Source organism: Mycetocola sp. (assembly GCF_046716805.1).
In the GTDB taxonomy this organism is placed as follows: Bacteria; Actinomycetota; Actinomycetes; order Actinomycetales; family Microbacteriaceae; genus Mycetocola_A.
Map to the genome: position 1 here is coordinate 1 of NZ_JBKJWH010000050.1, position 9319 is coordinate 9319.

General features: G+C 66.3%; 8 protein-coding genes and 1 pseudogene. 3 read left to right on the forward strand and 6 right to left on the reverse strand.

The window, feature by feature from the left end:
- Positions 1–377: pseudogene (locus tag ACLQ62_RS04075) on the reverse strand (hypothetical protein); the annotation flags it as partial.
- A gap of 287 nt (positions 378–664) precedes the next feature.
- Between ACLQ62_RS04075 and ACLQ62_RS04080 the strand changes: the two are divergent.
- On the forward strand, positions 665–1291 hold the full coding sequence (locus ACLQ62_RS04080; protein WP_411720396.1) for a TetR/AcrR family transcriptional regulator: 627 nt from the start codon (positions 665–667) through the stop codon (positions 1289–1291).
- A gap of 157 nt (positions 1292–1448) precedes the next feature.
- Positions 1449–1946, forward strand: a complete 498-nt coding sequence (locus tag ACLQ62_RS04085; RefSeq protein WP_411720397.1) for an Hsp20/alpha crystallin family protein — start codon at positions 1449–1451, stop codon at positions 1944–1946.
- Between the two features lie 21 nt (positions 1947–1967).
- Here the strand turns inward: ACLQ62_RS04085 and ACLQ62_RS04090 are convergent, their stop codons facing one another.
- The 4 genes from ACLQ62_RS04090 to pdhA form a co-directional block, all read right to left on the reverse strand.
- The gene (locus ACLQ62_RS04090; RefSeq protein WP_411720398.1) at positions 1968–3347 is read right to left on the reverse strand and encodes an MFS transporter; all 1380 of its coding nucleotides are present in this window, start codon (positions 3345–3347) and stop codon (positions 1968–1970) included.
- A gap of 62 nt (positions 3348–3409) precedes the next feature.
- Entirely contained in the window at positions 3410–4864 is a 1455-nt protein-coding gene (locus ACLQ62_RS04095) for a dihydrolipoamide acetyltransferase family protein (RefSeq protein ID WP_411720399.1), read from the reverse strand.
- A complete protein-coding gene (locus ACLQ62_RS04100; RefSeq protein ID WP_411720400.1) occupies positions 4861–5874 on the reverse strand; it encodes an alpha-ketoacid dehydrogenase subunit beta in 1014 nt (337 codons plus the stop codon). The genes ACLQ62_RS04095 and ACLQ62_RS04100 overlap by 4 nt, the downstream gene beginning before the upstream one ends.
- Entirely contained in the window at positions 5871–6998 is a 1128-nt protein-coding gene (gene pdhA / locus ACLQ62_RS04105; RefSeq protein WP_411720403.1) for a pyruvate dehydrogenase (acetyl-transferring) E1 component subunit alpha, read from the reverse strand. The genes ACLQ62_RS04100 and pdhA overlap by 4 nt, the downstream gene beginning before the upstream one ends.
- Before the next feature lie 210 nt (positions 6999–7208).
- Between pdhA and ACLQ62_RS04110 the strand changes: the two genes are divergently transcribed.
- A complete protein-coding gene (locus tag ACLQ62_RS04110) occupies positions 7209–7676 on the forward strand; it encodes an Lrp/AsnC family transcriptional regulator (protein ID WP_411720401.1) in 468 nt (155 codons plus the stop codon).
- A 161-nt stretch (positions 7677–7837) separates the two neighbouring features.
- On the opposite strand, the gene ACLQ62_RS04115 is transcribed toward ACLQ62_RS04110, so the two are convergent.
- A partial coding sequence (locus ACLQ62_RS04115) for a polyribonucleotide nucleotidyltransferase (RefSeq protein ID WP_411720402.1) occupies positions 7838–9319 on the reverse strand: 1482 nt, incomplete at its 5' end.

Consider the following 9319-nt stretch of genomic DNA (forward strand, 5'->3'; position numbering starts at 1 on the left):
GCCTCGAAGGATCCCCCGGTCGACACCACCTCACCGTTTTCGATCTCGGCAGTGTCCTCGCCGAGATACCAGATGTTGCCGACGGCATCCTGCGCATACCAGTCGAAGGTGTCCTCGACGATCTCGCCGCCCCTCGTGACCGTGTCACGCACGACTCGAGCCGTGATGCCGTTCGCAATCTTCTTCGTGGCCGTCGTGACTGTGACGACCACCGTGAGCGGGTCGCCGCTCCCCGTCTCGCGATAGACCCACTGGGTACCCGGTTCCATCGGCCAGTACTCGTTGTCGATCGTTGTGGTGAAGTCGGCTGGATCGAGGTCGACCGGATCATCGCCCTGAGGCAGCGCGGCACCCGCCGGCGTCGGAGGAGTTTGCATGCCGGAGCACGCCGTCGTAGCAAGCGTCAAACAGACCAGCAGTGTGGTTGCTCCAACCCACCGGCTCCGTCTCGAGTTCATGTCCCTGTCCTCTCACGATCGCCCGCCACCCGACGGGCTTTCGCTCATCGTCCTCCCCGGATGCTGACGCCAGGCTGAACGAACGCCAGGCTCCCACGCCGGGACCCGACTCTCATCGCAACCCCAATCAACCTCTGCAAGCGATCCGCTCGTGCGTTAGTATGGATTAACTCAACGTCCCCGCTTAGCTTCCGATGGAGGATGCCATGGCCGAGAACACGCGCCTCGGGGTCCACCCCGGGAACTCGGATGCTCCGTCCCTCCGAGTCGGACGCACGGAAGCGAAAGCGCAGCGTCGTGAAGCGCTCCTCGGCGCGGCCGCTCGTCACTTCGCCGAGCGTGGCTTCAACGGCGTTTCCATCGAGGACCTGGGTTCAGCGGTCGGCATGAGCGGACCGGCGGTCTACCGCCACTTCGAAAGCAAGCAGGCGCTCCTTGCCGCCATTCTCATCGATGTCAGCCGCGAGCTGCTGCACGGCGGTACCGAAGTCGTGCAACGAGCGCCCGATGGCGAGCTCGCGCTGCGGGCCCTCGTGGAGTTCCACGTGCGCTTCGCGCTGAACAACCCGGATGTCATCCGGGTGCAGGATCGCGATCTCGACAGCCTCTCAGACGATGACCGCCACACCGTCAGGACCCTGCAACGCCGCTATGTCGAGTTGTGGGTCGGCATCCTGCAGCGCATGCAGCCGACCACGAACGTGGCGGAGCTCCGGATCCGCGCTCATGCCACCTTCGGGCTGATGAACTCGACCCCGTACAGCGGGCAGGAACTCCCCCACGATGAACTGCGCGACGTGCTCGAGCGAATGGCTTTCGCCGCGCTGAGGTAGCTCCTCTGTGGCGTTTGCCCGCGCCGGTCGGCTCGCCGCTCACTGGCCGCTCACGGGCGGATCCTGCCTCCCGGGAACCCCGGTCCGCGTTGGGGTGGGGTGCATACAATCCTCTCAAACCCGGCAGTGGCCGGCACCGAGTGGAAGAGGAATCCTGATGGCAAGGAACTTTGCACGGTTCAACCCTCTGGCAGAACTGGACGCCCTCCAGCGACAGGTCTTCGGGGAGGACTTTCTCACGCGCTTTACCGGAGGCAATACGCCGACGACCGACGTCTATACAGAAAACGACAGCCAGCTGACGATTGAGGCTCACCTCCCAAACTTCAGCGAAGCCGACATCGACGTCGCTGTCGACGAGGGCGCGCTCGTCATCCAGGCGGAGAAGCGCGAGAAGGAAGAAGACAAGGGCAAGAAGTACATGGTGCGTGAGAGCAGCACGAGCTTCTACCGGCGCATCACACTCCCCGAGCGTGCGGACGAGTCGAGCATCGACGCCCGGTTCGAGAACGGCGTGTTGAAGATCGTCATTCCCTTCCGGGAGCTGGCGTCACCGAAGAAGATCCGGATCAACACCAGCGGCCAGTCGACGCCGCCAGGAACGTCGAGTGAACGGTCCCGGGGCACGGCCAGCGCCTCTGACCAGTCCGGCTGAATCCGCACGAGCGAATCGAGTTCACTCCAGGTCGGCGTCGCTTCGAGGTGCCTCGCCGCTTTCGCTGCCGACGGCGTCCGCTTCCTCGACCGTCTCGTCCGCAGCGTCGAGCGGATGCTGGATTTCGTCCTGTGGGAGGCGGAAGATCAGGATCGTGGCCACGGCAAGAACGACGGGAATAGCGCCTGCGGCGAGGAACGCCGGAGCCAGTCCGATCGCTTCACCCACCGGACCGGCCACCGCCATGGAGATCGGCATGAGCGCCAGTGAGACGAAGAAGTCGAGGCTGGACACCCGGCCGAGCAGCGCGGGAGGAACCCGCCGCTGGAGCAGGGTGCCCCAGATGACGGTGGCCGCGGAGAAGGTGAAGCCCACGATGAAGAGCGCCACGACCATGAACCACAGTTGCGTCGTGTAGCCGATCGCGATGAGAGGAATGCAACCAGCACCCCAGAGCAGGTTCATGACGGTCAGGTACCGGCGGGGGAGCTTCATAGAGGCGACGACCAGGGATCCGACGGCACCGCCGATGCCGAACGCCGCGAGAGCCAGCGCGAAGGCGCCAGGGCCGCCGCCGGTCTGGTCGCGGACGGCGAACGGCAGGAGCACCTCGATCGGCCCGATGATGAGGAAGACGAGGAGGCAGGCGTAGAGCAGCGTGCCGAGGAGCCACGGGGTTCTCAGCATGTAGGCGAAGCCCTCGTGCAGATCGCTTGTCAAGGCGCGAAGCGGATGCTGCGGTTCACCGATCTCACGGCGGACGGGTGTCGAGCGGATGAGAAAGAGCCCGCCCACCGCCAGGATTTGAGCGCCGGCGACACAGGCAAAGGCGAGGCCGGGAGAGACGGCGGCGATTGCCACGCTGGCCAGTGCCGGCCCGGCCGCCTGCATGATGGTGGGCCGCAGCATCCCCTCGACGCCGTTCGCAGCGAGCAGGTCCTCTGCCGGGAGGATTGCTGGCAGGAGCGCCGAGTACGCCGGGTAGAAGAACCCGTCTGCGATCCCGAGGATCGTCGTCACGATGACGAGGTGCCAGAGTTCGAGCGTTCCGCCCAGTGCCAGGACGGCGGCGGTGGCGATCGACACGGTTTTCAGCAATTCCACGCACACGAGGATGTTGCGCTGCGGCACACGATCGGCGAGAACCCCGCCGAAAAGGACAGCGACGAGCATCCCAGCGGCGTTGCCGGTCGCGACGAGCGACAGATCGGCCGGCCCCCCGCCGAGCTCGATCACCTGCCAGACCACAGCGACGATCCACATGCCGGCACCGAGCAGAGACAGGGTGAGCGCCCCGGCGAGCAGCCGATACTGGCCCAGGCGGAACGGCTTCAGAGCCCGGGGCAGTCTTTCCCACGAGATGAAATGGTCAGGGGTGGCGTCCGAATCGATCTCCGGCATGCACCGATGATAATCGACGGCTCCGACATCGTCAGGGTTCTTTCCGTTCCCGGGTGCCGGGGTCACACCATCGTCAGGACCATCCCCGGATCGCTGAGGACCGTTCCGATGTCGACCAGGAACCGTGACCCCTGCTCCCCATCGATCAGTCGGTGATCGAACGACAGGCTCAACGTCATCACTTCGCGCAGCGCAACCTCGCCGTTGTGTTCCCACGGCGTCCGCCGCACAGCGCCCATCGCGAGGATGGCCGCCTCACCCGGGTTCAGGATCGGCGTGCCGGCGTCGACGCCGAAGACGCCGACATTGGTGATCGTGATCGTTCCGCCGCTGAGGCTCGCCGGGCTGGTGGCGCCGGCGCGAGCCGCTTCGACCAGATCGACGAGAGCGTCAGCGAGCTCACCGAGACCCAGCGTGTCGGCGTCCTTGATGTTCGGAACGATCAGTCCACGCCCGGTGGCGGCGGCGATACCGAGGTTGATGTGGCCGAACTGCACGATTTCCTGGGCCTCCTCGTCCCAGGATGAGTTCACCGCCGGTGTGCGCTTCGCAGCCAGGATCAGGGCCTTGGCCACGAGGCTGAGGATGGTGATCCGTTTGCCGGCGAAGGCGGACGATGACGCCAGCGAGCGCACGAGGTCCATGCCTGCGGTGACGTCGACGGTCAGGAACTCGGTCACGTGCGGTGCGGTGAACGCCGAGTTCACCATGGCCTGCGCTGTGGCCTTGCGCACACCCCGAATCGGCGTCCGGATCTCGTCCCGGCCTCTGCCGGTCCCGGTTTCGGCCCGGGCCGCGGTGTGCGTTCCGTTGCCAACGCTGCCGACGGATGCCGTTCCCGCGGCGACGCGCTGGATGTCGTCCCGGGTGATGAGTCCGCCCTCGCCGGTGCCCTGCACCTGGGTCAGGTCGATGCCCAGGTCGCGCGCCAGCTTGCGAACCGGAGGCGTCGACCGCGGCCTCTCCCCCGCCTCGGTCCCCTGACCGGCTGCTGCCGGAGCATTCTCCGGAGACGGAGCCGGTGCGGAAGCATCCGTGGTCGATGCGCCAGTGCGCGAGATTGCTGTCGCATCTGCCGCCCACGCCCGAGCCCTGCGGGACGGACGGCCCCCGCTTTCAACCTTCGGACCGGAGCCGACAAGCACGGCCTGGCGCTCCGCGGGCGGCGGTGTCGCCGGCGAAAGCTCAGCGTCGAGTTCGGCGGGCACGCCGTCTGACGCCGCATTGGCTGCTGCTTCCGACTCTGGCGTGCTCGGCGGGTTCTCGACGTCACCGCCGTCGACGTCGAATTCGACGATCGGATCGCCGACCTGCACTGTGGCGCCCTCGTCAGCGAACAGCTGGGACACCACGCCGGCGAACGGCGACGGCAGTTCGACGAGCGCCTTGGCGGTTTCGACTTCGGCGATGATCTGATTGAGCTTCACGGTGTCACCGACCGCGACCTTCCAGGCCACGATCTCGGATTCGGTCAAACCCTCGCCGAGGTCGGGCAGGGAGAACTGCTTCGCGCTCATGCTGTCGCCTTCCACCCGGTCAGCGAGTTGCGGCGGCCCATCACACGGTCGACCGCGTCGAGCAGCCGATCGAGGTCGGGCAGGAACGCCTCCTCGAGCGCGGCGGGCGGATACGGGGTGTCGAATCCGGTCACGCGGGCAGGCGCTGCCTCGAGCCAGTCGAAGCACCGTTCTGTGACGGCCGCGGCGACCTCTGCTCCGATGCCGCCGGACTGCGCGGCCTCATGGGTGACGACCAGTCGCCCAGTCTTGCGGACGGACTTCTCCACGGTGCTGAAGTCGATCGGCGACAGCGAACGCAGGTCGATCACCTCGATCGAAATTCCGTCGTCGGCGGCCGCAGCTGCGGCATCCATCGCGGTGGGGACAAGAGGACCGTAGGCGGCGAGGGTGACGTCGGTGCCCTCGGTCACGACTCGCGCGCTTCCCATCGGCAGGGCGTCGGCACCGAGCTCCTCCGAGACGTCGCCCTTGAGCCAGTACCGGCGCTTGGGTTCGAAGAAGAGCACAGGGTCGTCGCAGGCGATGGCCTGCCGGATCATGGTGTGGGCGTCCTGCGGATTGGAGCAGGAGATGACCCGCAGACCTGCGGTGTGGGCGAAGTACGCCTCCGGAGACTCCGAGTGGTGTTCGACTGCTCCGATTCCCCCGCCGAACGGCACCCGGATGGTGATCGGGACTTTCACCTTGCCTCGCGTGCGGTAGTGCAGTTTCGCCACCTGCGCGACGATCTGGTCGAAGCCCGGGTAGATGAACCCGTCGAACTGGATCTCGCAGACCGGGCGATAGCCGCGGAACGCGAGGCCAACCGCGGTGCCGATGATGCCGGCTTCGGCCAACGGCGAGTCCATGACCCGGCGCGGACCGAACTCCTCCTGCAGCTTGTCTGTGACGCGGAACACGCCGCCAAGCTTTCCGATGTCCTCACCGAGGAGAACCACCTTGTCGTCGTCGGCCAGGGCTCGTCGAAGTCCTGAGTTGATCGCACCGCCGAGAGTCATCTGCGTCATGATGCACCGCCGTCGAACGATGCGAGGTACGCGGCGTACTGGCTCTTCTGCCGCTCCAGACCCGGGTGAGGCTCCTCGTACACGCCATCGAACACCGTCATCAGGTCAAGTTCCTTGTCGAGCGCGACGCACGCAGCGCGCATCTCGCGAGCGACGGCATCCGCTTTCTCGTCCACCCGTTTCGTCACCTCGTCGGTGAGCACGCCGCGGCTCTCGAGCAGCCGGCCGAGCCGGGAGATCGGGTCCTTGAGGCCCCATTCCTCGAGATCACCAGCAGGGCGATACCGCTTGGGGTCGTCCGAGGTCGTGTGTGGTCCCATCCGGTAGGTGACTGCCTCGATGAAGGTCGGGCCTCCCCCGCAGCGGGCCCGGTCGAGGGCGATCCGGGTGGCGGCCATCACCGCGAGGACATCGTTGCCGTCGACACGGATGCTCGGGATGCCGAACCCGGGGGCGCGGTCCGAGATGTGGCGGTGTGCCTGAAGCCGGACCGGCTCAGAGATCGCCCACTGGTTGTTCTGGCAGAAGAAGATCACGGGCGCCTGGAAGCTGGAGGCGAACACCATGGCTTCGTTGACGTCACCCTGGCTGGTCGCCCCGTCACCGAAGTAGGCGATGGCGACGGAGTCCACCCCGTCGTAGGTGCAGCCGAGAGCGTAGCCGGTGGCGTGCAGGGTCTGCGCGCCGATGATGACGGCGGGGGTGGCCATGCCGATGGCGTACGGATCCCAGCCGGACGATGCAATGCCGCGCCAGACCCTGAGCATGTCACCGAAGTCGACGCCCCGGGTGTATGCGACTCCGTTCTCTCGATAGCTGGAGAAGACGAAGTCGTCGGTGCGGAGGGCACGGCCGGACCCGATCTGGGCGGCTTCCTGACCGAGGAGTGGAGCCCACAGTGCGAGTTCCCCCTGGCGCTGGAGGGCGGTGGCCTCCGTGTCGATGCGACGGATGACGACCATGTCTTCATAGAGGTCGATGAGCTGGTCGTCGGTGACATCGGCGACCCACGGGTCGAAGCCGGGGCTTTCGGCTCGACTGCCATCCGGGCGAATCAGGGTGACGATGTCTTCGAGCTGGCCGGGGTTGAGGTCCTGGTCGGATCCATCGGCCAGTGTTTCGATTCGGGTGTGTTCGTGGGTTGTGGACACAATTACACGCAACTCTCTCTCGTGCTCTGTGCGCGTCTGGATCGCAGCCGCTCACAGCATCCGGCGCCGTTGCCAGAAGTCCTTCAGACGGTACGCCGGATACCCAATGCGCACAACCATCCCCGCGGGAACTGCACATTCTGCTCTATCCGGCGGCAAAAGCTCCTGCTAAGGTCGGGCACTATGCACAAGCTGGATCGCACCGACACGCGTCTCCTCATCGCGTTGACCGAGGACCCGCGGTCCACCATCGTCGCGCTCGCCGAGAAACTGGGGCTGTCGCGCAACACGGTGCAGGCGCGGATGAGCGCCCTCGACGCCTCGAGCGTGCTGCATTCCTTCGACCGCCGAATCAATCCGGTCGCGCTTGGTTATCCGTTGACGGCGTTTATCTCGGTTCACCTGGAGCAGCACAAACTCGGCGCCATCGTCGGCGAGCTGAGCGAAATTCCTGAAATCGTGCAGGCTCACGGGCTCAGCGGCACGAGCGATCTCCTCGTCCGGGTGGTGTGCACCGATGCCGACGACCTCTTCCGGATCACCGGGCTCATCCTCGAGTGCGACGGCGTCGAGCGTGCCGAGACGTCGCTGGCGATGGGAGAGCTCATCCCGTTCCGGGCTCGCCCGCTGCTGGAGCGCAGCCAGGAGTGAAGCCGGGCACCGGTCGCTGAGGGGTCCTGAAGCGCTCCCTGGAGGCGCTGTGAGCGACCATTTGGGACTCCTCACGCGCGCGCACAACGACGGATGCCCCGCCTCGATTTCTCGAGACGGGGCATCCGGTTTTCGACTGGCTCAGCCAGCGTGGGTGCTGCTTAGCCTTCGGCGGGAGCGTCGGTGTGGACGCGAACCGAGGGAACGGTCTCGCCACCCTCGGCCGGAGCGTCGGGGTGCACACGCTCAGCACCGGCGACCTCAGCGACGACCGGCTCAAGCGACAGCTTGCCGCGGTCGTCGATCTTCGTGATCTGCACGAGGATCTTCTGGCCGACACCGAGCACGTCTTCGACGTTCTCGACACGCTTGCCTCCGGCGAGCTTGCGCACCTCGGAGATGTGAAGCAGGCCGTCCTTGCCCGGGAGCAACGAGATGAAGGCGCCGAACGTGGCGATCTTCACGACAGTTCCGAGGAACTGCTCGCCGACCTCAGGGTTGGTCGGGTTCGCGATGGCGTTGACCTGGGCACGAGCGGCCTCAGCCGACGGTCCGTCGACGGCGCCGATGTACACGGTGCCGTCTTCCTCGATCGAGATGTCTGCGCCGGTCTCGTCCTGGATGGCGTTGATCGTCTTGCCCTTGGGGCCGATCAGCTCGCCGATCTTGTCGACGGGGATGTTGACGCTGATCACGCGAGGCGCGGTCGGCGCCATTTCATCCGGAGCGTCGATCGCGGCGTTCAGGACGGAGAGGATCGTGTTGCGAGCCTCCTTGGCCTGGGTCAGCGCGGCTTTCAGCACCGAGGCGGGGAGCCCGGAGAGCTTCGTGTCCAGCTGGATCGCCGTGACGAACTCGCTCGTACCGGCAACCTTGAAGTCCATGTCTCCGAGCGCATCTTCAGCACCGAGGATGTCGGTGAGAGCCGCGTAGCGGGTCTGGCCGTCGACCTCGTCGGAGACGAGGCCCATGGCGATGCCTGCGACAGGGGCGCGCAGCGGCACACCGGCGTTGAGCAGCGACAGCGTCGAGGCGCAGACCGAACCCATCGACGTCGAGCCGTTGGAGCCGAGGGCCTCGGACACCAGGCGGATCGCGTACGGGAAGTCTTCCTTGCTCGGCACGACGGGCAGCAGCGCCCGCTCGGCCAGTGCCCCGTGGCCGATCTCGCGACGCTTCGGTCCGCGCATGAACCCAGTCTCACCCGTCGAGTATGGCGGGAAGTTGTAGTGGTGCATGTAGCGCTTGCGGGTCTCGGGGTTGAGCGTGTCGACCATCTGCTCCATGCGGGTCATGTTGAGCGTCGTGACGTTGAGGATCTGCGTCTCGCCCCGCTCGAAGATCGCCGAGCCGTGCACCCGCGGCAGGACGCCGACCTCGGCCGAGATCGGCCGGATGTCGGCGAGCCCGCGGCCGTCGATCCGGACCTTCTCGGTGGTGACGCGCTTGCGGACCAGCTTCTTGGTCAGCGAGCGGTACGCCGCCGAGATCTCCTTCTCGCGACCCTCGAAGTCGCCGCCGATCTTCTCGAGAACAAGCGTCTTGATGCGGTCCTGCTCGGTCTCGCGGTCCTGCTTGTCAGCGATCGTCAGCGCGCTGGACAGCTCGCCCGAGATCGCGTTCGAGACGGCCTCGAAGACGTC